Below are 23,528 nucleotides of genomic sequence, written 5' to 3'. Positions count from 1 at the left end.
CGGATTCCGGTGGGCCCGCCCCCGCGCCTCAACCCCGCCTGCCCCCGGTGACCGGCGCCGCGAGCACGCCCCCCGTCGTGCGGGCGACGACGTACGCCTCCCCCTTGACCGCCTTCGGGTCCAGCGGGACGTGGTGCCGGCCGGGGTCCAGGACGCCGTCGAAGACCTCGCGGGTGTGGGTGCGGTAGAGCCGGTCGAGGCGGTAGGCGGTGATCCGTACGCGGCACGCCGAGGTCACCTCGACGTCCGCGGTACTTCCGGCGGCGGCCAGCCCCACGAGCCGGCGCTGGAAGAGCGGGCTGCGGTCGAGGGCGTGCTCGACCTGGGCGAGGAGCAGCGGCACGATCGGGGCCAGGCCGTCTACCCGGGCGATGTCGATCCCCGCGCGCTCGAAGGCCTCCAGTACGGCGGCTCGTTCGTCCTCGCCGACCGCGCGGCCGAAGGCGACCGCGCCGTAACCGCGCAGTTCCTCGGCGGGGACGGCCCGGGCGTCCTGGGTGATGTCGGCGCCGATGCCGATGGAGCGCAGCGCGGCGGCCAGCTTGGCCAGGACCGCGACCCGGGCGCCGATCAGCAGCACCCGCCGGCGGGGCGCGGAGGAGCCCTCCATCAGGTCGCCGAGTGCGGCGCGGTACTCGGCACCCCGGAAGCGGAACGGCCCTATGCCGTGGTAGCCGTTCAGCTCCAGGTCGGCGTGTTCATCCGTCTGCCAGGCGAAGTCCCGCCAGATGTAGTCCTCGCCGTCGTGCTCGATCACGGCGGTGACGGCCCCGCAGGCCAGGTCCGCGCACTCGGGGCAGCCGTAGATGACGAACCGGCCGTCCGGGAGCGGCGGTTCGGCCTCCAGGAGCAGTGCACGCACCTGCGCGGTGAAGATGGCGGGCGGGACGTCCGAGGCGAGCGGGGAGACGGCGTCGAGGTCGGACAGCCGGAACAGCAGCGGACGGCCGTCCACGACGAAGTCCACGAAGTCGCGGTGGACCTGGTAGCCGCCGTCGGCGAGCACACCGCCGGCGCGGATCGCCGGGGCCAGGTCGAAGGTCGCGTATGCGGCAGACATACTGTGAGTATCCCCACACGGGCACGGATGTGAGCGCGGCATGACAGAGTCGTCCGGACAGGGCCTATCGTCCTGGCGTGGACAGGGAGCCGAGCGACGAAGTGATCGTGGTCGGGAGCGGGGCCGCCGGGCTGACGACGGCCGTGGTCCTGGCGGAGTCCGGGCGCCGGGTACGGGTGTGGGCGCGGGAGCCCGCCGAGCGTACGACCTCGGCCGTCGCGGGCGGCCTGTGGTGGCCGTACCGCATCGAACCCGAGCCTCTGGTGGGCGCGTGGGCGCTCGCGTCCCTCGCCGTGTACGAGGAGTTGGCGGGTCTTCCGGACGAAACGGGCGTACGCCTGGTCGACGGCGTACACCAGGGGACCCGGCTGGACGACCTGGGCGCCTGGGCGGGCCGGGTGCCGGGACTGCGGGCGGTGGCCGACGGCCTGGCGGCGCGGCTGCCGGTGATCGACATGCCGGTGCATCTGGCGTGGCTGCGGGAGCGGCTCGCGGAGGCCGGAGGCGTGATCGAGGGGCGCGAGGTGACCGACCTCGCCGCGGTACCCGCGCCGGTCGTGGTCAACTGCACGGGCCTGGGCGCGCGTTCCCTGGTGCCGGACCCGGCGGTGCGTCCGGTGCGCGGTCAGCTGGTGGTCGTGGAGAATCCGGGGATCACGACCTGGTTCACCTCCGTCGACCACTCCTCCGCCGCCTCCGCGTACTTCATCCCGCAGCCGGGCGGTCTGCTGCTCGGCGGTACGGCGGAGGAGGACGACTGGTCCCTGCGGCCGGACCCGGCCACCGCCGCGGCGATCGTGGCCCGGTGCGCGGCGGTCCGCCCGGTACTCGCGCAGGCGCGGGTGCTGGACCACCGGGTCGGGCTGCGCCCGGCCCGGCACGCGGTACGACTGGAACGGCAGCCACTGCCGGACGGCCGGACGCTGGTCCACAACTACGGGCACGGCGGGGCCGGGATCACCGTCGCATGGGGATGTGCACGGGAGGCGGCCGGGTTGGCGTTCCCGGCCGCCTGAGAGGTGCCCGCAGCTGCGCGCCCCGAAAGGGGCGCGGGGCTGTATCGATATGCGGCTCCGCCGCGTGGGCGCGACCAGCCACGACGAACCCGCAGGCGCCGGACGGCCCAGGCCGCGCAGTGACCCGGCGTCGGTCAGTTCGCCGGAATGTGCTGGGTGGCGTGCGGTGCGCGGACGCCGGTCAGCCGTGCCGGGGCGGGGGCCTTGGCCGTCGTACCGCCGGTGGCCCTCACGAACGCCGGCGCCCCACCGACCAGCGGGAGCCCGGCCGTCGTATCCGACAGGGACACGGTGAGGGTCGGCTTCGTGGCGGGCGGGTCGATGAGGTCCTTGTCCGTGCCCGCGATGATCAGGGCCAGCCGGTGGCCCTTGGGGACGACGTGGTCGGTGGCCGCGAGACGAAGAGTCATCGTGTACGCCTTGCCCGGGGTGAGCGGGACGCCCTTGCCGAGTGAGGCGTAGTGGCCGAGGTCGGCCCAGCCGCGGCTGAACACGGTGTAGTCGACCTCGGCCGTCTTCGCCGCCGTCTCCTTGAAGCAGGCGCTGTCCCCGGCCGTGCTCGCGCCCCAGCAGGTGCGGTGGGTGAGGGTGGTGATGCCCTCGCCGTCGGCGCCGTAGTCGCGGATGGTGTCCGGGCCGAGGTCGACCAGCACGGCGGACAGGTGGGCCGAGGTGGTGGTCGGTGTCGCGGTCACCGTCACCGTGGACGAGCCGGACAGGCGCAGGCCATGGCTGAGCGGCCCGGTGAGGAAGCCCGCCTTCTCCGGGGTCGGCGTGGTGAGGTGCGCCGCCCAGTCGGTCTCGCTCAGTTTCGGGTCGTCGGTGAAGGTCTCGGTGCCGGTGGCCGGGCGCAGGCCGAGCGTGCCGACGCCCGCCCGGGTGCCGGGGGCCGGGTGCACGACGGTGGTACGGGTGGTCTGCGGGGGCCAGACGCGGGAGGTGACCCACTGGTCGGGGTGGCGTTCGATGTCGGCCATCGGCTCGCGGTCGATGCCGTTGTCGTAACCGAGGAGTTCATGGTCGAACCAGCGGTGCAGGGTGTCCACCCAGGCGCCGCGCCGGTAGTCGAAGGGGTCGACGTGCCCGGTCTGGGAGAGCCAGATCTTGCGCTGCACACCGTGCTTCGCGAGGGCGTCCCACCACTGGCCGACGTGCTTGGTGCGGACGTTGAGGTCCTGCATGCCGTGTACCAGGAACACGCTGGCGCGCACCCTGGCCGCGTCCTTGACGTAGTCCCGCTCGGTCCACAGCGGGGTCCAGTCGCCGCTGCGCGGGCTGCCGTCGGCGAGTTCCTTCTGTACGGCCGCGCAGTGGGCGTGCGCCGCGTCGCTCTCGACGTAACCGGCCAGTTCGTCGGGGCCGCCGTCGTACAGCGGGGCGCCCTGCGCGAAGTAGTAGTCGTACCAGGAGGAGATGCCGCTGATCGGGACGATGGTCTTCAGGCCCTTGACGCCGGTGGCGGCGACGCCGTTGGCGATCGTGGCGTCCCAGCTCTTGCCGATCATGCCGGTCCGGCCGTTGGTCCAGGTGGCTGTGACGGTCTTCGTCCCGGTCCGGCTCGCGTACGCCCTGGCGCGGCCGTTCAGCCAGTCGACGACGGCCTTCGCGGACCGGATGTCGGAGCGGCCGCCGACGTCGACACAACCGTCGGAGCGGTTGGTGCCTGCGAGGTCGACGCCGACGAAGGCGTAGCCGCGGGGCACGAAGTAGTTGTCGTAGAACAACGGCATCTGCACGACGTGGCCCTGCGCGTCGTATGTCTTGACCTGGCTCTCGTTGCCGCGTCCGCAGCAGGAGTAGTAGGGGCTGGCGTCCATGATGACGGGCACTTTGCGGCCCTGCCGGGCGGGTTCGGCGGGCCGGACGATGTCGGCGGCGACACGGTCGGTCCTGCCGTCGCCGTCCTCGTCGAGCCCCGTCTCCACCCAGACGGACTCGCGGACGGCGTGGGCGTAGGAGTAGACGGGCCGGCTCTCGCGCGGGGCCCGGCTCGCGCCGGTGCCGGCCTGCGCGGCGGACGGGGTGAGGAAGGCGGCCGTCAGGATGACGACGACCGCGGTCGCGAGCGCTCTCCAGATCGTGAAGCGCGTCCGGATGAGGGTGCGTATCGACATGCGCGGACGGTACCCCGGTGAACTCCCGCTACAGAAGGGGACTTTACGGCACTCCGCGGGTACGTGACGGCCGAATGGCGATCGTGTGACAGCGGGGGCCATGGACAGATCAGGGGCCACAGGGACTGAATAGGCTCCGAACAGCGTTCCCCGAAGGACCTTCCGAACGGACATGCAGTCCCGACGACTTGGAGCTGATGTGCACCGCAGAATCATCGCGCCGGGCGCGCTGGCGGCGGCCTCCCTCCTGCTGGCGATCCCGGCATCGGCCGCAAGCTTCTCCCCCGGCGCGCCGGGCATCGGCGACCCCTACTACCCGTATTACGGCAACGGCGGCTACGACGTCTCCCACTACGACCTGAGGCTCCGGTACCAGCCGACGACGGACGAGTTGCAGGGCACGGCGACGATCCTGGCGAGGACCACGCAGGCCCTGTCCAGCTTCGACCTCGACTTCCTGCTGGACGTGAGCGAGGTCCGGGTCAACGGCGCCAAGGCCGCCTTCACCACCTCCGGGCAGCACGAACTGGTGATCACGCCGAAGACGCCGCTGGCCAAGGGCACGCCGATCACGGTGGTGGTCCGCTACAGCGGGGTGCCGTCGACGAAGAGCGCCTACGGCTTCACCACCTGGCACCGCACGCCCGACGGCGCGGTCGCGGCCGACGAACCCGAGGCCGCCTGGTGGTGGTACCCGAGCAACGACCACCCGAGCGACAAGGCCACCTACGACGTGTCGGTGGCCGTGCCCGACGGCACGCAGGCCCTCTCCAACGGCACGCTGCAGTCGACCAGTTCGAAGCTGGGCTGGACCCGCTACAACTGGCGGCAGAACAAGCCGCAGGCGACCTATCTGACCACGCTCGCCCTCGGCGAGTTCGACATCACGACCAGCACCTCCGACGGCGGCGTGCCGGTCATCAACGCCTACAGCAAGGATCTCGGCGACAACGACGGGGCCGCGCGGGCGAGCGTGGAGCGCACCGGGGAGGTCGTCGACTGGCTGAGCGGCTACTTCGGGCCCTACCCGTTCAGCACGGCCGGCGGATACGTGCCGAACACCACCACCGGGTACGCGCTGGAGACCCAGACCCGCGTCTACTACAGCCCGAAGCAGTTCGCGAACGGCTCCAACACCTCGGTGGTCGTGCACGAGCTGGCCCACCAGTGGTACGGCGACGACGTGTCGCTGAAGGGCTGGAAGGACATCTGGATCAACGAGGGCTTCGCCCGGTACGCGCAGTGGCTGTGGTCGGAGCACGAGGGCGAGGGCACCACGCAGGAACTCGCCGACTACGTGTACGCCTCCCATCCGGCCGACGACGCGTTCTGGACGGTCAAGCCCGGCGACCCGGGCCCGGACGACCAGTTCGACATCGCCGTCTACGACCGTGGAGCGCTCGCCATCCAGGCACTGCGCAACGAGATCGGTGACGACGCGTTCTTCCGCATCCTGAAGGGCTGGCCCAAGGAGCACGCGTACGGCAACGCCTCGGTGGCCGACTTCCAGAAGTACGCCGAGCAGGTGTCCGGCAAGCCCCTCGCGGCGCTGTTCGACACCTGGCTGTTCCAGCCGTCGAAGCCGGCCGCGCCCGCGGCACGCGCCGCGTCCCTCGCCAAGGCGGACACGGCGGTGGCCCAGCCGAAGTCGTGGAAGAAGATCGAGGCGACGAACGACATCCACGCCGCACGCGGGCGCTGACCCACCCGGCCCGGGCCGGGGCCGCCTCGGTCCCGCCGTCCAGCCGGTTCAGGGTCTCCGTTCCGCCGCCCGTTTGAGGAGCTCGTCCCGGTCTATCGACTCCGCTCGGGAGGCCGGGACGGTGCAGGCGTACGCGCCCGCGACCGCGCCGTAGCGGGCGCAGGTCCCGGGCGGCTCGCCGGCGAGTCGGCCGTAGAGGAACGCGGCGGCGAAGGCGTCGCCCGCGCCGTTGGAGTCCACCACCGGCGCGGGCGGCAACGCCGCGGGCACGCGGGTCAGCTCGCCGTCGGCCAGTAGATACGCGCCCTCGGCCCCGGCGGTGGCGACGACCACCTCGGCCCTGCCCCGCTCGGTGATGCGCCGCATGGTGCGCTCGGGGTCGGTCAGGGCGGTGGCCGACAGGAAGACGACGTCCGCCGCGTGGGCGAAGGGCTCGTGGTAGGGGTTGTCCCCGTCCCAGTCGTGCAGATCCGTGGACAGCGGCACGCCCGTCGCGGCCAGGACCGGCAGAGCCTCGGCGCAGGGCTGGGTGATGGTCACGTGCGCATGCCGGCTCGCCCCGGCCAGCATGCGCAGCCTCTCCGGCGGGAAGCGGTCGCCGGGGCGGGCTCGGCTGGTGTCGTACAGGGACAGGCGGCGGCCGTCCGGGCCGACGAGATTGACGGCCCGTTTGGTGCCGGCGGGCTGCGGGAGTGCGGTCAGTCCGATGCCGTGCTCGCGGTGCAGGGCGCGTACGAGGTCGCCCTCGGGGTCGTCGCCGAGCAGGTCGAGGTGGTGGGTGCGCAGGCCGAGTGCGGCGAGGCCCAGCGCGACGAAGTCGCCGGTCTGCCCGGCCCGGGTGCGGATCCCGGAGTCGATCATGTAGCTGTCGGCGTACGGGAGGGGCAGTTCGGGGACGTGGATGATCGTGTCCACGCCGGCTCCGCCCAGCACCAGGACGTCCGTCGCAGGGGTGTGTGAGCTCATCCGCCGCCCTCTCCGTGGTCGTACACGGTGACCGTGATGTCGCGCTTCACCAGCCGCTCGGTGATGAGCGGCTCTATGCGGGACCAGGTGCCGCCCGCCAGGCGGCAGCCTATGCGGGGCATGTGCACGGACGCGCCCAGTTCGATCACTTCGCCGGCGAGCCGGTCGAGTGCGGTGTCGATCGCCTCGTAGCGGACGGGCACGCCCTTGCTGCCCCTCCGGATACCGCGCTGGCCGATCATGTTGGCCACCCACACATACGGCTCGACCCGGACCATCTGGACCGCGCCCAGGCCGAAGTCGTTACGGGCGCGGGCGCGGTGCCAGGTGCGGTATGCCGCCTCCGGTTCCGGCCAGCGCCGCGAGACGGCGAGGACGAAGCCCTTCCCCCAGCCGCCGATGTCGTTGCAGACGTGGGCGATCACCTTGACGCCCTTGACCGACGGCACGGTGGCGTCACCCCGGACATACGTGATCTCCGACATGACGCCACCGTAGACGATGCCACTGACAGTGGCGCTGAGCTGCTAATTCGTGGAGCGCGACAGCTCCGTCAGCTCCTTGTCGGTGTTCTTCGACACCCGGCGGCGCACGCCGAACCAGCCGGCGACCAGCATGACGGCGATCACTGGAATCAGCAGGATCGTCTTCCGGCCGACCTCGGGGTCGTTCCACATCATGCCGAGGCAGATCAGCAGGAACGCGATCGTGGCGATCTCGGTGACCGGGCTGAACTTCAGCTGGAAGTGCGGCCGGGTCACAAGGCCGGCGCGGGCGCGGCGCACGAAGATCATGTGGCAGATCATGATGATCACCCAGGTGCTGATGATGCCGAGGGAGGCGATGTTCAGCACGATCTCGAAGGCCTGGCTGGGCATCAGGTAGTTCAGGCCGACGCCGAGCACACAGACCGCGCAGGTCAGCAGGATGCCGCCGTAGGGGACCTGGCTGCGGTTCATGCGGGCGGTGAACTTCGGGGCGGAGCCCGCCATGGCCATGGAGCGCAGGATGCGGCCGGTGGAGTACAGGCCGGAGTTCAGCGAGGACATGGCGGCGGTCAGCACGACCAGGTTCATCACGTCACCGGCCGCCGGGACGCCGATCTTCGACAGGACCGTGACGAACGGGCTCTCGTCGGCGGAGTACACCGAGCCGGGCAGCAGCAGGGCGAGCAGCACGACCGAGCCGACGTAGAACAGGCCCACACGCCACATGATCGAGTTCACCGCGCGCGGGACGACCTTCTCCGGCTCGGCGGTCTCGCCGGCGGCGATACCGACCAGTTCCAGGGCGGCGTAGGCGAAGATCACGCCCTGCATGACCAGGACGACCGGCATCGCGCCGTGCGGGAAGAGTCCGCCGTGGTCGGTGACGACGCTCAGGCCGGGGGTGTGGCCGCCGACCTTGTGCTGGGTGGCGAGCAGGAAAATGCTGATCAGCATGAAGCCGACGATGGTGGCGACCTTGATGATCGAGAACCAGAACTCCAGCTCGCCGAAGATCTTCACCGAGATCAGGTTCACGGCCAGGACCACCGCGAGGGCGATCAGGGCGAGCACCCACTGGGGAATGGTGGTGAACATGCTCCAGTAGTGCGTGTAGAGCGCGATCGCGGTGATGTCGGCGATGCCGGTGGTCGACCAGTTCAGGAAGTACATCCAGCCGGCGACATAGGCGCCCTTCTCGCCGAGGAACTCGCGCGCGTAGGACACGAAGGACCCGGAGGACGGGCGGTACAGGACCAGTTCGCCGAGGGCCCGGACGACGAAGAAGGCGAAGACGCCGCAGACCAGGTAGGCCAGCGCGAGCGCCGGGCCCGCGTTGTGCAGGCGGCCGCCGGCGCCCAGGAGGAGTCCGGTGCCGATGGCGCCACCGATGGCGATCATGTTGACGTGGCGGGCCTTGAGGTCCTTGCTGTAACCGGCGTCGCCCGCGTCCGCGGGCGTCCGGGCCGCCTGCGCCGCCTGGGTGCGGGCGGGGGCCTGTGCCGATTCCACGGCGTCCTTGCTCACGGGTGGTTCACTTCCTGGTGCGCCCGGACCTCGTGGGCCCGGGGGACGTGCAGGGCTTGGTCCGCACCACCCCGTTGGGTCGAGGCACAGACCAAGCCAGCAGCTTCCCAGAAAGATCCGCCCCTACGCGATGGCTCATGTCACACAGCGTTACTTCTCACACGATCAACTCGGGGTTCACATGACGTTCACCAGAGGTTTCACACCATTGGTGAGACAGCGATACTGCTGCACATGACGACCGATGCCGGGGACACGCCCCTCACCATCGACGAGCTGGCCGCCCGGGCCGGCGTCACGGTGCGCACCGTCCGGTTCTACGGGAGCAAGGGCCTGCTGCCGCCCCCGGTGATCGGCCCGCGCCGGGTGGGGCACTACGGACCGGACCACCTGGCGCGGCTGGCCCTGATCGAGGAGCTGCAGCAGCAGGGCATGACCCTGTCGGCGATCGAGCGCTACCTCAGGCAGCTGCCCGCGGACCTCTCCCCGCACGACCTGGCCATCCACCGTGCGGTGGTCGCGTCCTGGGCGCCGGACGCGGTCGACACGGTGTCGCGGGAGGAGCTGGAGCGCCGGGCCGGCCGACCGCTCGCCGACGAGGACGTGGAGCGCCTTGCGGCGATGAACGTGGTCACGGCGGCGGAGGACGGCACTTTCCGCGTCGACTCGGGGCTGCTCCGGCTCGGGGTGCAGCTGCTCGACGTACCGCTGTCGCACGAGGTGATCCTCGCGGCGCGCAAGGTGCTCATCGAGCACTCGCGCGCCGCGGCTCACGAGCTCTCCCAGCTCCTCCGCGGCGAGGTGGCGGAGCGTGACGCCCGGGACGTGAAGTCCCTGTCGGCGCACATGCACCCTCTGGTGGTGCAGGCGCTGCTGACGACGTTCCAGCGCTCGCTGCGGGAAGAGCTGAGCGAGTGGGTCACCGGATCAGGAACGGACTGAGTCGCTGAACGGCTCCCCCTTCTCGGCCTTCTCCACGAGCAGCGCGGGCGGGGTGAAGCGCTCGCCGTAGGCCTCGGCGAGTTCCCGCGCGCGGGCCACGAATCCGGGCAGGCCGCCTTCGTAGCCGTTGATGTACTGGAGCACACCGCCGGTCCAGCCGGGGAAGCCGATGCCGAAGATCGAGCCGATGTTGGCGTCGGCGACCGAGGTCAGGACACCCTCCTCCAGGAGGCGTACGGTGTCGAGCGCCTCGGAGAAGAGCATCCGCTCCTGCATGTCCCGGAACGGGATCTGGTGCCCGGGCTTGGTGAAGTGCTCGCGCAGGCCCGGCCAGAGTCCGGCCCGCTTGCCGTCCTCGGTGTAGTCGTAGAACCCGGCGCCGCCGCTGCGGCCGGGGCGGCCGAACTCGTCGACCATGCGGTCGATGACGGCTTCCGCCGGGTGCGCGGTCCAGGTGCCGCCCGCCTCCTCCACGGCCCGCTTCGTCTCATTGCGGATCTTGCGCGGGAGGGTGAGGGTCAGCTCGTCCATGAGGGAGAGGACCTTGGCCGGGTAGCCGGCCTGGGCGGCGGCCTGCTCCACGGAGGCGGGCTCGATGCCCTCGCCGACCATGGCGACGCCCTCGTTGATGAAGTGGCCGATCACGCGGGAGGTGAAGAAGCCGCGCGAGTCGTTGACGACGATCGGCGTCTTGCTGATCTGCCGGACCAGGTCGAAGGCCCGGGCCAGGGCCTCGTCACCGGTGCGCTCGCCCTTGATGATCTCCACCAGCGGCATCTTGTCGACGGGTGAGAAGAAGTGCAGCCCGATGAAGTCGGCCTGGCGCTCCACGCCCTCGGCGAGGGTGGTGATGGGCAGGGTGGAGGTGTTGGAGCACAGCAGGGCGTCGGACGCGACGACGGACTCGATCTCCTGGAACACCTTGTGCTTGAGCGCGGTGTCCTCGAAGACGGCCTCGATGACCGCGTCGCAGCCCGCGAGATCGGCGGCCTCGGCGGTGGGCGTGATCCGGGCGAGCAGCGCGTCCGCCTTCTCCTGGCTGGTACGGCCCTTGGCGACGGCCTTGGCGCACAGCTTCTCGGAGTAGCCCTTGCCCTTGGTCGCCGCCTCCAGGGAGACGTCCTTCAGGACGACGTCGATGCCGGCGCGGGCACAGGAGTAGGCGATGCCGGCGCCCATCATGCCGGCGCCGAGGACGGCGACCTTGCGGACCTGACGGGACTCGATGCCCTTGGGGCGGTTGGCGCCGGAGTTGACGGCCTGGAGGTCGAAGAAGAACGCCTGGATCATGTTCTTCGAGGTCTGCCCGGCGGCCAGCTCCACGAAGTAGCGGGCCTCGATGACCTGGGCGGTCTCGAAGTCGACCTGGGAGCCCTCGACGGCCGCGGCGAGGATGTTGCGGGGAGCCGGGTAGGGGGCGCCGTTCGTCTGCTTGCGCAGGGTGGCCGGGAAGGCGGGCAGGTTCGCGGCGAACTTCGGGTTGGCGGGCGTGCCGCCGGGGATCTTGTAGCCGGGCTTGTCCCAGGGCTGCCGCGACTCGGGGTTGGCGTCGATGAAGGCGCGGGCCTTGGCGAGCAGTTCCTCGGGTGTGGCGGCGACCTCGTGGACGAGACCGTTCTCCTGGGCGCGGCGTGCGTTGTACTGCTGGCCCTGGAGGAGCACCTTCAGCAGGGCGTCGGCGATGCCCAGCAGCCGTACGGTGCGGACGACGCCGCCTCCGCCGGGGAGCAGGCCGAGGGTGACCTCGGGGCAGCCGATCTTGGTGCCGGACGTGTCGAGGGCGACCCGGTGATGGCAGGCGAGGGCCAGTTCGAAGCCGCCGCCCAGGGCGGCGCCGTTGATGGCGGCGACGACGGGCTTGCCGAGGGTCTCGATGCGGCGCAGGTCGCGCTTGATGGCGAGGCCGCCGTCGAAGAGGTCCTGGGCGGTCTCCGGGGTGACCCGGATCAGGTCGCGCAGGTCGCCGCCCGCGAAGAAGGTCTTCTTGGCGGAGGTGAAGATGATGCCGCGGACGGAGTCCTGCTCGGCCTCCAGGCGGTCGGTGATCGCGGCGAGGGAGTCGCGGAACGCCTGGTTCATGGTGTTCGCGGACTGGTCGGGGTCGTCCAGGACGAGGGTGACGACACCGGTGTCGTCCTGCTCCCAGCGGATGGTGGTGCTCTCGGTCATGACAGTCGTCTCCGTTGAAGTCTGGTGAATCCGCGGGGAGTTCAGATGCGCTCGACGATGGTGGCGATGCCCATGCCGCCGCCGACGCACAGGGTGGCGAGGCCGTGGCGCTTGTCCTGGCGCTCCAGCTCGTCGATGAGCGAGCCGAGGATCATCGCGCCGGTCGCGCCGAGCGGGTGGCCGAGGGCGATGGCGCCGCCGTTGACGTTGACCTTGTCCAGGGACAGGCCCATGTCCTTGACGAAGCGCAGCACGACCGCGGCGAACGCCTCGTTGATCTCGACCAGGTCGATGTCGTCGATGGTGAGGCCGGCCTTCGCCAGGGCCTTGCGGGTGGCGGGGGCGGGCCCGGTGAGCATGATGGTCGGTTCGGAGCCGGAGACGGCGGCGGAGACGATCCGCGCGCGCGGGGTGAGGCCGTAGCGCTCGCCGACCTCCTTGGAGCCGATCGCGACGAGCGAGGCGCCGTCCACGATGCCGGAGGAGTTGCCCGCGTGGTGGACGTGGTCGATCTTCTCCACCCAGTGGTACTTCTGCAGCGCGACGGCGTCGAAGCCGCCCAGCTCGCCGATGTCCGCGAAGGACGGCTTGAGCTTGGCGAGCGAGTCGGCGGTGGTGCCGGGGCGCAGATGCTCGTCGTGGTCGAGGACGACCAGGCCGCTGCGGTCCTTCACGGGGACGACCGAGCGGTCGAAGCGGCCCTCCTTCCAGGCCGTGGCGGCGCGCTCCTGGGACAGGGCCGCGTACTCGTCGACGTCGCGGCGGGAGAAGCCCTCGATCGTGGCGATCAGGTCGGCGCCGATGCCCTGCGGCACGAAGTTGACCGCGAGGTTGGTCATCGGGTCGTTGAACCAGGCGCCCCCGTCGGAGGCCATCGGCACCCGGGACATGGACTCGACGCCGCCCGCGAGGACCAGGTCCTCCCAGCCGGACCGGACCTTGGCGGCGGCCAGGTTGACGGCCTCCAGACCCGAGGCACAGAAGCGGTTCTCCTGCACGCCGGCGACCGTGTCGGGCAGTCCGGCGGCGATCGCGGCGATCCGGGCGATGTCGGAGCCCTGGTCGCCGACCGGTCCGACGACACCGAGCACGATGTCGTCGACGGCGGCCGGGTCGAGGCCGGGGAAGCGGTCGCGGATCTCGTGGATGAGGCCGACGACCAGGTCGATGGGCTTCGTGCCGTGCAGGGCGCCGTTCGCCTTGCCGCGGCCGCGCGGGGTGCGGATCGCGTCGTACACGTACGCTTCGGTGCTCACTGGTGTGCCTTTCGGGAGGGTGGGCCGAGCGGGGTGGGCCGGGTCAGTCGGCGTCGGTGACCGGGTCGCCGTCGACGGGTGCGGGTATCCCCCAGTCCCGTGCCACCGCCTCCGTGTCGGCGCCCGGCAGGGCGGGGCCGGTACGGACGGACGTCGGTGTGGCGGAGAAGCGGGGGGCGGGGGCCGGCTGGGTGATGCCGGCGTGGTCGGTGAAGGTGCCGCGGGCGGCCAGGTGCGGGTGGTGCGGGGCCTCGCGCAGGGACAGCACGGGCGCCACACAGGCGTCGGTTCCCTCGAAGAGTGCCGTCCACTCGTCCCGGGTGCGGGACTTGAAGCGGGCGGCGACGCGCTCGCGCAGCTCGTCCCAGCGGCTCCAGTCCTTGTGGGCCGGTGCCAGGTCCTCCAGGCCGAGCAGTCGCAGGAACTCCATGTAGAACTGCCGTTCCAGGGCGCCGACCGCCATGTACTTGCCGTCGGCGGTCTCGTAGGTGCCGTAGTACGGGCAGCCGCCGTCGAGGAGGTTGGCGGCGCGCCGGTCCTGCCAGCCGCCGGCCGCGAGCATGCCGTGGATCATCGCCGAGAGGTGGGCCGTCCCGTCCACGATGGCGGCGTCGACGACCTGTCCGGTGCCGGTCACGCGCGCGTGGTGCAGGGCGGCGAGGACGCCGACGACCAGGTAGAGGGAGCCGCCCGCGTAGTCGCCGAGCAGGTTGGCGGGAAAGACCGGGGGCTCGTCCGGGCGGCCGGTCATGCCGAGGGTGCCGGTCAGCGCGATGTAGGCCACGTCGTGGCCCGCGCGGTCGGCGAGCGGGCCGTCCTGCCCCCAGCCGGTCATGCGGCCGTAGACCAGGCGGGGGTTGCGGGCGTGGCACTCCTCGGGACCGACGCCGAGGCGCTCGGCGACGCCCGGGCGGTAGCCCTCGATGAGGATGTCGGCCCGCTCGGCGAGGTCCAGCACGCGCGCGGGGCCGTCCGCTGCCTTCAGGTCGACCACGATCGAGCGCTTGTTGCGGTTGGTGACGTCGTAAGCGGGGTCGACGCCGAGGCCGGGGCCGCCCGGCCGGTCCACCCGGACCACGTCCGCGCCCAGGTCCGCGAGGAGCATGGCGGCGAACGGGCCGGGCCCGATGCCGGCCAGTTCGACCACGCGCACGCCGGAGAGCGGCCCGCCGCCCGGCGTCGCCGGCGTCCCTGCCGTCGTCATGCGTCCAGCCCCCAAGCGTGTGTGTGACACAACTGATGTAACACCGGTGATGCTAAGAACGTGTTCCACCGGACACAAGACCTAACGAGCAAGCGCTTAGCCAAGTGCCCGGATCAGCGCGGATCACCCGGGAGAGTGAGAGGCGGCTGCGCCGTGGCGCAGCCCGTGTGCGCCAGGAGACCCGTGTGCCGAGTTCGGCCATGGGGCGTTCCGGGGCGATCGACCGGTTGCTCTCCTCGCCCCGCTCGCACAGCGGCCCGCTCTCGGAAACCGAGGGCGAACCCGGGTACTTTCTCCCGCTTCGTCAGGGCACTCCTGGCTGCGGCCACCACTGCCTCCGGGCTGGTCGTCGACACTCGCACTCCTCACGCTAGCCTCAGCCACCGACAGCGGCGCGGGCTGCGGGACCAAGGGGTGTCATGAGCAGGCTAAATAGGACAGACCGTCCCTACGACCTCGTGCTCTTCGGAGCCACCGGCTTCGTCGGCACCCTCACCGCGGAGTATCTCGCCGCGCACGCGCCCGAGGACCTGCGCTGGGCGGTGGCCGGCCGCGACGAACGCAGGCTGGAGCGGCTGCGCGAGCGCCTGCCCGGCGGGGCGGACGTCGGCGTCCTGCGGGCCGACGTGACCGAACCCGCGACCCTGCGCGCCCTCGCCGAGCACGCGCGCGTGGTCGCCACGACCGTCGGGCCGTACGTGCTCTACGGCGAGGAACTGGTCGCCGCCTGCGCGGACACCGGGACCGACTACCTGGACCTGACCGGCGAGCCGGAGTTCGTGGACCTGACGTACGTCCGGCACGACGCACGCGCGCGGGAGACCGGCGCACGCCTGGTGCACGCGTGCGGCTTCGACTCCGTACCCCATGACCTGGGCGTGTACTTCACGGTCGGGCAGCTGCCGGAGGGCGTACCGCTGACCGTGGACGGATACGTGACCGCCGACGCGGCCTTCTCCGGCGGCACCCTGGCGTCGGCGCTGAACCAGTTCGCCCGTGGCCGGCAGCTCCTGGCCGCGGCGCGTGAGCGGGGCCGGCACGAGCCGCGGCTGATGGGGCGCCGGGTCGCGGCGCCGACGGGCGTGCCCCGGTTCGCCAAGGAGGTCGGCGCGTGGGCGCTGCCGCTGCCGACCGTCGACCCGCAGATCGTGCGCCGCTCGGCGAAGGCGCTCGACCGGTACGGCCCCGACTTCCGCTACCGGCACTACGCGGCGGTGCGCCGCCTGCCGGTCGCCCTCGGCGGGGTCGCGGCCGTCGGCGCGGTGCTGGCCGCCGCCCAAGTGCCGCCCGCGCGGCGCTGGTTGTCGGGCCGGCTGCAGCCGGGGGACGGGCCGAGCGCGGAGAGGCGGGCGCGGAGCCGGTTCGCGGTGCGCTTCGTCGGCGAGGGCGGCGGGCGGCGCGTGTTCACGGAGGTCTCGGGCGGCGACCCCGGTTACGACGAGACGGCGAAGATGTTCGCCGAGGCGGCCCTCAGCCTGTCCTTCGACGACCTCCCGCCGACGGCCGGGCAGCTCACCACGGTTCAGGCGATGGGTGACGCCCTGACCGGGCGGCTGCGCGCTGCGGGGATCACCTTCCGGGTCGCGGCCACAGGCCCGGCTGCCTCCTCTCCCGTTTGAGACTTTCACAGTCGATGCCCCCGACTGCCTGCGGACTTCGCCGCGAAAGTCTCACACGGTTCTTCAATGAAACGATGGAGGCCCAGGCCGCTGAACCGAAGGAGGCGGGTGAGGCATGAAGTTCGTGCTCGAAGTGACCGTGGACGAGGGTGCGTCGGCGCGGGACCGCGCCGCTGAGCTGGGGCGCATCCTGCGCTACTGGGGCGGGAACCTCCACCATTACGGCCTCGAACCCGGAGACGGCTCGGCCGTCTACGACTCGGCGTATCAGGAGGTCGGCGCCTGGCGGGTGGTCGCCTCCTGAGCGCCTCCTCCGGCGCTCCGTGCCGCCTCCCGAAGGGCCCGGCGGCACAGGGCGTCCGCCCGGCGTGTGGTCTCCGGCAGCCGGTAGCGCGGGGTCAGGGCCAGCGTGTGGGCCACGGCGTTGTCCAGGCTCACCCGGTGGCCGACGGAGACGAAGACCGGTTTGACGCCGTCCCGGGTGCGCAGCGCCCGCCCGACCTCCTCGTCCCCCGCGAGCAGCGGAGCGCAAGCGCCCCGCGCCGGGTCCGGATCGTCGTACGTGAACGTGAACGGGTTCTTGGCGACGCCGATGACCGGCAGGCCGGTGAGCACTCCGAGGTGGCTCGCGAGACCGAAGCGACGCGGATGGGCCAGGCCGTAGCCGTCGCACACGACCAGACCGGGCGGGCACGGAAGCCGGTCCAGGGCGGCCCGGACGGTGGGGATCTCGCGGAAGGCGAGGAGGCCGGGCACATACGGGAAGGACACCCGGCCGACGGCCGTCGCCTCGGCCACCACGTCCAGGGTGTCGGCGTCCAGCACGACGGCGGCCGCGGCGACCAGGTCGAGCTCGTCGTCGTAGGCGACGTCGACCCCGGTCACCCGGCCCGTGCCCGGCTCGGGTCCACGCTCGTCGAGCACCACCCGCCCGCGCAGCTCGTCCTGCACCGCGCGGGCCTCTTCCTCCGTCGCGGGCCAGCCCGCGGGTACGCCAACGGTCGTCATGATGACGTGAACTGTACGGTCCCAGAGGCCGTTTTCGGAGCCAGGAGGTACGCTCGCGATCATGTTCGTGCTGGAGCTGACCTACACCGCGCCTCTCGACGCCGTCGACGCGCTGCTGCCGGACCATGTGGCGTGGCTGGAAGAGCAGTACGACAAGGGCTTCTTCCTGGCTTCCGGGCGCAAGACCGCCCGGGACGGCGGGGTGATCCTCGCCGTCGCCGAGGACCGCGCCCGGATCGAGGAGATCGTGGCGGGCGACCCGTTCGCCGTCGGCGGCGTGTGCACCTACCGCATCGCGGAGTTCACCGCCACGAAGACGGCTCCGGAGCTGGCCCGCCACCGGCAGACACCGGACTGACCGCCGCTCATCCCTTCTTGGCGTTCAGCGCGCGCTGCAGCTGGTCCTTGTTCATGTGCGAACGGCCCTCGATGCCGCGCTGCTTCGCCTCGTTGTACAGCTGGTCGCGGGTCGGGCCCTGGGAACCTACCCGGTTGCCCGACCGCTGACCGCCGCGCCTGCTGGACGACATGTCCTGCTTCGAGCTGCGGCTCGCGGTCTCGGACTCGCCGGAACGGGCACGTTCCTTGTTCACGGTCCGCGCGGCGATCTCCTTGGCGCGCCCGGTGCTCTCGCCCCGGTCCTGCGCGCTCTTCTTGATGTGCTCGTACTGACGCTCGCGCTTGGAGCTGGAACCGGCGGGCATGATGGCTCCCTTCGTCGCGGGTCCCGTGCGACCCGAGTACCCGGTTCCGGCGGCTCACCTCAGCGTTCCAGCCGCGCGACCCTCCCCTGCTCACCAGCCGCCCAGCAGCTGAAGTCGGGCGTGCAGTCCACGGTGTCGTACGAGCCGTTGTCGATCGTGCGCCAGCTGCGGCCGGCGTCGGTGGTGAGGTCGGTGCCGGTGGGGCCGACGGCGAGCGCGGCGGTGCGGCTGTGCGGCAGCCAGGCGGCCCCGGAGCGGTAGGCGGGCGGGGGCGTGGCGGCCGGCGCCCAGGTGCGGCCGCCGTCGCCGGTGACCGCGGCGGCCTGCGGCGAGGCCTGGTCGGGTCGGTAGTCGCCGCCGACGGCGAGGCCGTGGTCGCGGTCGCGGAAAGCGAGCGCGAAGACACCCTTGGCGGGATCACCGGCCGGGACCGGCGTGTCGGCGGCCGTCCAGGCCAGTCCGCGGTCGGCTGAGTGCAGCACGCGCGCGTGCGCGCCGCCGCCGGTGGCCAGCCAGACGTCCTTCGGACCCGAGGTGACCAGGCACTGGCCGCTCGCGGCGAAGCCCGCCTCACCGTCCAGGGCGGGCGGCATGCCCGCCGAGGGCAGCACCCGCCAGGAGCGGCCGCCGTCGCTCGTGGACAGGATGCGGAACCTTCCGTCCACGGGGTCGCTCATCGCGAGGCCGTGCCGGCGGTCGAAGAAGGCCAGGCAGTCGTAGAACGCCTTCGGGTCGGTGTTGCGGAAGGACTCCGTCCAGGTCGCCCCGCCGTCGTCGGTGCGGAACACGCGGGAGGCCTCGCCCTCGCCGATGGCCAGCACCACGGCGCGCCGCGCGTCGAACGCCTCGACGTCCCGGAACTGCAGATCGGCCGCGCCCGGCGGAGAGACGTTCCGCCAGCTCGCTCCGCCGTCGGTGGTGCGCAGCACCGTACCGCCGGTACCGGCCAGCCAGGCGGTGTGCCGGTCGACGGCGGCGAGGCCCCGGAAGCGGACCTGGGGGGTGCCCGGGTCCTTCGGCGCCCAGTGCGGACTGCCCTGCCCGAGGGGACCCGCCTCGGCGGCGGGCGCGGTCAGCGCGGCCAGCGCCGCCCCGCACGCCACTCCCGCCGCCACCAGCCTGCTCCTGCGTCCTCTGCGTCGCGTGCTCCCCAAGCGCCTCATGGCGGGCGAAGCTAGCCCACCGGGCCGACGCCGTCCAGAGGCCAACTGCCGTCCGTCGCAGGCGGAAACGAGCGGGCCCGCGCCGTGCATGAACGCGGTGACCGAGGTCACTCGTGCTTCCTGTGCACGGATCGGCCGGATCCGTCGTCTCTTCCGTTGCCGGGTGCCCGCGCACCCGGGCGTAGTCCAGCCGTCACGAGGGAGCAAGGCGTTGTCCACCGTCATCGAGCAGCCCGTAGAGGCCCGTCTCGTCGCCGCCGCACCGCGCATGCCGAGCATTCCCGCGACGCTGCGCTACGACCGACGTGATCCGTTCGCCGTCGTCATGACCTTCCCGGCGCCAGCCACCCTGGAAGGGGTCGAGGTGTGCTGGACCTTCTCCCGCGAGCTGCTCACGGCCGGGCTGCAGGGCCCGGAGGGGCGCGGGGACGTCCGGGTGCGGCCGTACGGCTACGACCGCACCGTGCTGGAGTTCCACGCCCCCGAGGGCACCGCGATCGTGCACGTGCGCTCCGGCGAGATCCGGCGCTTCCTGGAGTCGACCAGCGAGCTCGTCCCCGTCGGCCTCGAACACCTCCAGCTCGACCTGGACCACGACCTGGCCGAACTGATGCGGGACGCCTGCTGAGCGCTCCGCGCGTGAGGCCGAGCGCCACGCACGCGTGAAGCCGAGAGTGCCGCTTCGCGCGCGTGAAGCCCGCGTGCGTGGCCGGAGCGTTCAGCCCGCCGGGCGCGAGAGCAGGGTGTTCAGCTCCCCGTAGTCCTAGCCGTCGGCCAGCGCCCCGTACGTCCCCGCCTCCAGCAGCTCCGGCGCGGCGCGGCGGACCAGGGCGTGGGCGGCCCGGGCGAGTCCGCAGCCCGCGCTGATCCGGGCGACGCCGAGGGCGGCCGGCTCGGCGACGGAGGGCGCGCCGGGGAAGACCATCACGTTGACCCGGCCGTCGATGCCCGCGACCAGCTCCTTCACCGTCCCCGGGTCGACGGCCCCGGGGACGAAGATCCCGTCGGCGCCCGCGGCGCGAAAGGCCGCGGCCCGCTCCAGGGTGGCCCCCACCCCCCCGGCGCCGCGCAGGAACGTGTCGGTGCGCGCGTTGACGAACAGCGGCACGCCCGCCTCCTCTGCGGCCGCGCGGGCGGCGGCGATCCTCCCCCGGACTTCGTCCGGGGGACCCCATTTCGCTTCGCTCGCCTGCCCGGCGACGGGCCGCGCTGGCTCGCCGCCCTCCTCGTGCGAGGCGTCCTCGATGTTGATGCCGACCGCGCCGGCGGCGAGCACCACCCGTACGGTGTCGGCGACCCCGGCCGGGTCCATCGCGTGGCCGGCCTCGGTGTCCGCGCTGACCGGGACGCGTATGGCGGCCGCGATGCGGGCCACGGCCTCGATGGCGTGGTCGCCGTCGAGCCGGGCGCCGTCGGCGGCGCCGAGCGACCAGGCCAGCCCGGCACTGGTGGTCGCGACCGCCGCGGCGCCGGCCTCCGCCACGACGGCGGGCCGTGAGTTGGCAGGAATCCGGCATGTGGGTGGGGCACACCTCGGTCGTCAGCCGCTGCGCGGACGGGGCCGCCATCAATTGCGTTGACAGCCGTCAGACCCCCTCCTACGGTGTACATCGGTCCTGTTGCCGTCGATTGGAGAAGGACGTTGCTCGTCTGAGGTCCTGAGGCATCGCGTCGCACCGGTTGAGGTGTGCGCGGCGTACGACCTCGGCGTCCGAGCCGTCCTCGGGCACAGGCCCTTTTTCGTGGCCTCTTGGTGCCCCACGACCTTCCGGTTCCCGCCTCGCGGTGTCTCGACATGCGCCCACCGACCGCACGAAACCCCTCGCGAGGCCCTCATGTCATCTTCCCTCACCTGTACGTCCCTGACCTTCACCTGGGCCGACGGCACCGCCGTCTTCGACGGCCTCGACATCTCCTTCGGGCCCGGCCGGACCGGCCTCGTCGGCACCAACGGCTCGGGGAAGACAACCTTGTTGAAGCTGCTGGCAGGCGAACTCACCCCGGCCGACGGCACCGTCAAAGTGTCCGGCGAGGTCGGCCACCTCCCGCAGAACGTCACCCTCGACACCGCGCTCCGCGTCGACGAGGCCCTCGGCGTCGCCGAACGGCGGGCCGCGCTGCACGCCATCGAGGAGGGCGACGTCGCCCAGGAGCACTTCGAGACGCTCGGCGACGACTGGGACGTCGAGGAACGCGCCCTCATCACGCTCGGCGAGCTCGGCCTCGGCCACATCGGCCTGGACCGCACGGTCGGCGAGGTCTCCGGTGGCGAGTCGGTGCTGCTGCGGCTGGCCGCGCTGCTGCTGCGCCGCCCGGACGTGCTGCTGCTGGACGAGCCCACCAACAACCTCGACCTGTACGCGCGCCGACGGCTGTACCAGGCCGTCTCCGCGTGGCCGGGCGTCCTGGTCGTGGTGAGTCACGACCGGGAACTGCTCGACCTGGTCGACCAGATCGCGGAACTGCGCTCCGGGGAGGTCACCTGGTACGGCGGCAACTTCTCGGCGTACGAGGAGGCTCTGGCCGTCGAGCAGGAGGCGGCCGAGCGGATGGTGCGCGTCGCGGAGGCCGATGTGCGCAAGCAGAAGCGCGAACTGGCCGACGCCCAGGTCAAGCTGGCCCGCCGCAAGCGGTACGGGCAGAAGATGTGGGACTCCAAGCGCGAGCCGAAGATCGTCATGGGCGCCCGCAAACGCGCCGCCCAGGAGTCGGCGGGCAAGCACCGCATCATGCACGAGGAGCGGCTCGCCGAGGCCAGGGAGCGCCTGGACGAGGCGGTGGAGGCGGTACGGGACGACGACGAGATCCGCGTCGACCTGCCGTACACGGCCGTACCGCCCGGCCGGCAGGTGCTCACCCTGCAGAACCTGGAAATGGCCTACCACGCGCGCGTGGAGGGCATTCTGGATCTGCGGGGCCCGGAGCGGATCGCGCTGGTCGGCCGCAACGGCGCCGGCAAGACGACGCTGCTGCGGACCGTCGCCGGGGAGCTGGCACCGGTGACCGGCGAGGCGCGGGCGCATGTCCCGCTGCGCTTCCTGCCCCAGCGGCTGGACGTGCTGGACGACACGCTGACGGTCGCCGAGAACGTGGCCCGGTTCGCGCCTGACGCCACCAACAACCGGATCCGGGCGCGGCTGGCCCGCTTCCTGTTCCGGGGCACGCGGGCCGACCAGAAGGCGGGCACCCTGTCGGGCGGCGAGCGGTTCCGGGCGGCCCTGGCCGCACTGATGCTCGCCGAGCCGGCACCCCAGCTGCTGCTGCTCGACGAGCCGACCAACAACCTCGACATGGCGAGTGTGCGGCAGCTGACCTCGGCCCTGGACTCGTACGAGGGCGCGCTGCTCGTGGCGAGCCACGACCTGCCGTTCCTCGAGTCGATCGGTATCACCCGCTGGCTGCTGATGGAGGAGGGGGTGCTGAAGGAGATCTCGCCGGACGACATCGGGGCCTCGGCCTAGGACCCGACGTCTCAGGAGGGCCACAGCCTGACGACGAGGGTTTTGTCGTGGCCGGGGCGGATTGCATGATGGCGGACCGGTGCCGTGTCACCGGCACCCGCACCGGAAAACCGCACCATCGATTCGAAAGGCCCCTCGTGCCCAGCAAGAAGGCCCTCGTCCGCCGCCCAAGCCCCCGCCTCGCCGAAGGCCTGGTGACGCACATCGAGCGGGAGAAGGTCGATGTCGGGCTCGCCGTCGAGCAGTGGGAGGCCTACGTCGAGGCCCTGCGCACGCACGGCTGGGAGACGATCGAGGTCGACCCGGAGGACGACTGCCCCGACTCGGTGTTCGTCGAGGACACCGTCGTCATGTACAAGAACGTGGCGTTGATCACCCGGCCCGGCGCGGAGTCCCGGCGCGCCGAGACCGTCGGCGTGGAGGAGGCGGTGGCCCGCCTCGGCTGCTCGGTCAACTGGATCTGGGAGCCGGGCACGCTGGACGGCGGTGACGTCCTGAAGGTCGGCGACACGGTGTACGTCGGCCGCGGCGGGCGCACCAACGCGGCCGGTGTGCAGCAGGTGCGGGCCGCGTTCGAGCCGCTGGGCGCGCGCGTGGTGGCCGTTCCCGTGAGCAAGGTGCTGCACCTGAAGTCCGCGGTGACCGCGCTGCCCGACGGCACGGTGATCGGGCACATACCGAAGGTCGACCGGCCGTCGCTGTTCCCCGGCTTCCTGTCGGTGCCGGAGGAGTCCGGCTCGCACGTGGTGCTGCTCGGCGGCCACAAGCTGCTGATGGCGGCGAGCGCACCGAAGACCGCCGAACTGCTGACCGACCTCGGTCACGAGGTGGTCACGGTGGACATCAGCGAGTTCGAGAAGCTCGAGGGTTGTGTGACGTGCCTCTCGGTGCGGCTGCGGGAGCTGTACGCCTGACGGGCGGTCCCGACACCGCGCCGGCTCCGGGTTCCGCAGATCCCGGGGCCGGCGCCATGTCCGGGAGAGGCCGGCGAAGGCACGGGGACACGCAGCCGAAGCCACCCGTCCGGCCGTACTGATCAGCAATCTTTACAACGGCCTTAACCTACGGCTTCGTAACCTACGGATTCGTAGCCTACGATCACGTAGGTTTCCGGCACCGCTCGCCGGACTGT

21 protein-coding genes are annotated in these 23,528 nt (G+C 71.9%); 9 read left to right on the top strand and 12 right to left on the bottom strand.

Going from position 1 to position 23,528, the window contains the following annotated elements; genetic code table 11:
* Positions 1–28: 28 nt before the first annotated feature.
* On the bottom strand, positions 29–1,060 hold the full coding sequence (locus AB0M27_RS07825; protein WP_365719063.1) for an oxidoreductase: 1,032 nt from the start codon (positions 1,058–1,060) through the stop codon (positions 29–31).
* 77 nt (positions 1,061–1,137) lie between these two features.
* Here AB0M27_RS07825 and AB0M27_RS07820 point away from each other — a divergent pair, with 77 nt between their 5' ends.
* A complete protein-coding gene (locus AB0M27_RS07820; protein ID WP_365719061.1) occupies positions 1,138–2,076 on the top strand; it encodes an FAD-dependent oxidoreductase in 939 nt (312 codons plus the stop codon).
* Between the two features lie 134 nt (positions 2,077–2,210).
* Here AB0M27_RS07820 and AB0M27_RS07815 read toward each other — a convergent pair whose 3' ends face one another.
* Positions 2,211–4,190 carry a Xaa-Pro dipeptidyl-peptidase gene (locus tag AB0M27_RS07815; RefSeq protein WP_365719059.1) on the bottom strand — a complete coding sequence of 660 codons (1,980 nt, stop codon included), beginning with the start codon at positions 4,188–4,190 and terminating at the stop codon, positions 2,211–2,213.
* A gap of 199 nt (positions 4,191–4,389) precedes the next feature.
* On the opposite strand from AB0M27_RS07815, the gene AB0M27_RS07810 reads away from it, so the two are divergent.
* Positions 4,390–5,892 (top strand): M1 family metallopeptidase, encoded by a 1,503-nt coding sequence (locus AB0M27_RS07810; protein WP_365719057.1) that lies wholly within the window; start codon positions 4,390–4,392, stop codon positions 5,890–5,892.
* 48 nt (positions 5,893–5,940) lie between these two features.
* On the opposite strand, the gene AB0M27_RS07805 is transcribed toward AB0M27_RS07810, so the two are convergent.
* Genes AB0M27_RS07805 through AB0M27_RS07795 form a run of 3 tightly spaced genes read right to left on the bottom strand, consistent with a single transcriptional unit; the run spans position 5,941 to position 8,870 of the window.
* A complete protein-coding gene (locus AB0M27_RS07805) occupies positions 5,941–6,858 on the bottom strand; it encodes an adenosine kinase (RefSeq protein ID WP_365719055.1) in 918 nt (305 codons plus the stop codon).
* The gene (locus tag AB0M27_RS07800; protein ID WP_365719052.1) at positions 6,855–7,343 is read right to left on the bottom strand and encodes a macro domain-containing protein; all 489 of its coding nucleotides are present in this window, start codon (positions 7,341–7,343) and stop codon (positions 6,855–6,857) included. The genes AB0M27_RS07805 and AB0M27_RS07800 overlap by 4 nt, the downstream gene beginning before the upstream one ends.
* A 42-nt stretch (positions 7,344–7,385) precedes the next feature.
* Positions 7,386–8,870: an amino acid permease gene (locus tag AB0M27_RS07795; RefSeq protein ID WP_365719050.1), complete on the bottom strand. Its 1,485-nt coding sequence runs from the start codon at positions 8,868–8,870 to the stop codon at positions 7,386–7,388.
* A gap of 234 nt (positions 8,871–9,104) precedes the next feature.
* Here AB0M27_RS07795 and AB0M27_RS07790 point away from each other — a divergent pair, with 234 nt between their 5' ends.
* Complete coding sequence (locus AB0M27_RS07790) at positions 9,105–9,812, top strand: MerR family transcriptional regulator (protein WP_365719048.1); 708 nt, start codon at positions 9,105–9,107, stop codon at positions 9,810–9,812.
* On the opposite strand, the gene AB0M27_RS07785 is transcribed toward AB0M27_RS07790, so the two are convergent.
* The 3 genes from AB0M27_RS07785 to AB0M27_RS07775 are packed head-to-tail and all read right to left on the bottom strand — an operon-like array spanning position 9,798 to position 14,441.
* Positions 9,798–11,981 (bottom strand): 3-hydroxyacyl-CoA dehydrogenase NAD-binding domain-containing protein, encoded by a 2,184-nt coding sequence (locus AB0M27_RS07785; RefSeq protein WP_365719046.1) that lies wholly within the window; start codon positions 11,979–11,981, stop codon positions 9,798–9,800. The two genes, AB0M27_RS07790 and AB0M27_RS07785, sit on opposite strands and share 15 nt — an antisense overlap.
* A 41-nt stretch (positions 11,982–12,022) precedes the next feature.
* A complete protein-coding gene (locus tag AB0M27_RS07780; RefSeq protein ID WP_365719044.1) occupies positions 12,023–13,237 on the bottom strand; it encodes an acetyl-CoA C-acetyltransferase in 1,215 nt (404 codons plus the stop codon).
* Between the two features lie 43 nt (positions 13,238–13,280).
* Positions 13,281–14,441 (bottom strand): CaiB/BaiF CoA-transferase family protein, encoded by a 1,161-nt coding sequence (locus tag AB0M27_RS07775; protein ID WP_365719042.1) that lies wholly within the window; start codon positions 14,439–14,441, stop codon positions 13,281–13,283.
* Positions 14,442–14,860: 419 nt separating this feature from the next.
* On the opposite strand from AB0M27_RS07775, the gene AB0M27_RS07770 reads away from it, so the two are divergent.
* Together AB0M27_RS07770 and AB0M27_RS07765 are read left to right on the top strand one after the other, a co-directional pair.
* The gene (locus AB0M27_RS07770) at positions 14,861–16,060 is read left to right on the top strand and encodes a saccharopine dehydrogenase NADP-binding domain-containing protein (protein WP_365719040.1); all 1,200 of its coding nucleotides are present in this window, start codon (positions 14,861–14,863) and stop codon (positions 16,058–16,060) included.
* Positions 16,061–16,175: 115 nt separating this feature from the next.
* On the top strand, positions 16,176–16,364 hold the full coding sequence (locus AB0M27_RS07765) for a hypothetical protein (protein WP_365719038.1): 189 nt from the start codon (positions 16,176–16,178) through the stop codon (positions 16,362–16,364).
* Here AB0M27_RS07765 and AB0M27_RS07760 read toward each other — a convergent pair.
* Positions 16,328–17,068, bottom strand: coding sequence for an endonuclease V (locus tag AB0M27_RS07760; RefSeq protein WP_365719036.1), 741 nt, complete (start codon positions 17,066–17,068; stop codon positions 16,328–16,330). The two genes, AB0M27_RS07765 and AB0M27_RS07760, sit on opposite strands and share 37 nt — an antisense overlap.
* A 61-nt stretch (positions 17,069–17,129) precedes the next feature.
* Between AB0M27_RS07760 and AB0M27_RS07755 the strand changes: the two genes are divergently transcribed.
* The gene (locus AB0M27_RS07755) at positions 17,130–17,426 is read left to right on the top strand and encodes a YciI family protein (protein WP_365719034.1); all 297 of its coding nucleotides are present in this window, start codon (positions 17,130–17,132) and stop codon (positions 17,424–17,426) included.
* Between the two features lie 7 nt (positions 17,427–17,433).
* Here AB0M27_RS07755 and AB0M27_RS07750 read toward each other — a convergent pair whose 3' ends face one another.
* Together AB0M27_RS07750 and AB0M27_RS07745 are read right to left on the bottom strand one after the other, a co-directional pair.
* Positions 17,434–17,772 carry a plasmid stabilization protein gene (locus AB0M27_RS07750; protein WP_365719032.1) on the bottom strand — a complete coding sequence of 113 codons (339 nt, stop codon included), beginning with the start codon at positions 17,770–17,772 and terminating at the stop codon, positions 17,434–17,436.
* Between the two features lie 59 nt (positions 17,773–17,831).
* Positions 17,832–18,935, bottom strand: coding sequence for an oxidoreductase (locus AB0M27_RS07745; protein WP_365719030.1), 1,104 nt, complete (start codon positions 18,933–18,935; stop codon positions 17,832–17,834).
* Positions 18,936–19,146: 211 nt separating this feature from the next.
* On the opposite strand from AB0M27_RS07745, the gene AB0M27_RS07740 reads away from it, so the two are divergent.
* Positions 19,147–19,563 (top strand): SsgA family sporulation/cell division regulator, encoded by a 417-nt coding sequence (locus tag AB0M27_RS07740; RefSeq protein ID WP_365719028.1) that lies wholly within the window; start codon positions 19,147–19,149, stop codon positions 19,561–19,563.
* A gap of 135 nt (positions 19,564–19,698) precedes the next feature.
* Here the strand turns inward: AB0M27_RS07740 and AB0M27_RS07735 are convergent, their stop codons facing one another.
* Positions 19,699–20,418 (bottom strand): isocitrate lyase/phosphoenolpyruvate mutase family protein, encoded by a 720-nt coding sequence (locus tag AB0M27_RS07735; RefSeq protein WP_365719026.1) that lies wholly within the window; start codon positions 20,416–20,418, stop codon positions 19,699–19,701.
* A 352-nt stretch (positions 20,419–20,770) separates the two neighbouring features.
* On the opposite strand from AB0M27_RS07735, the gene AB0M27_RS07730 reads away from it, so the two are divergent.
* Both AB0M27_RS07730 and ddaH read left to right on the top strand, forming a co-directional pair.
* Positions 20,771–22,396: an ABC-F family ATP-binding cassette domain-containing protein gene (locus tag AB0M27_RS07730; RefSeq protein ID WP_365719024.1), complete on the top strand. Its 1,626-nt coding sequence runs from the start codon at positions 20,771–20,773 to the stop codon at positions 22,394–22,396.
* A 137-nt stretch (positions 22,397–22,533) separates the two neighbouring features.
* Positions 22,534–23,310: a dimethylargininase gene (ddaH, locus tag AB0M27_RS07725; protein WP_365719022.1), complete on the top strand. Its 777-nt coding sequence runs from the start codon at positions 22,534–22,536 to the stop codon at positions 23,308–23,310.
* Positions 23,311–23,528: the final 218 nt, after the last annotated feature.

Origin of the sequence: Streptomyces sp. NPDC052107 (assembly GCF_040680215.1) — a bacterium.
In the GTDB taxonomy this organism is placed as follows: domain Bacteria; phylum Actinomycetota; class Actinomycetes; order Streptomycetales; family Streptomycetaceae; genus Streptomyces.
This window is presented reverse-complemented; position numbering and strand designations above follow the sequence as displayed.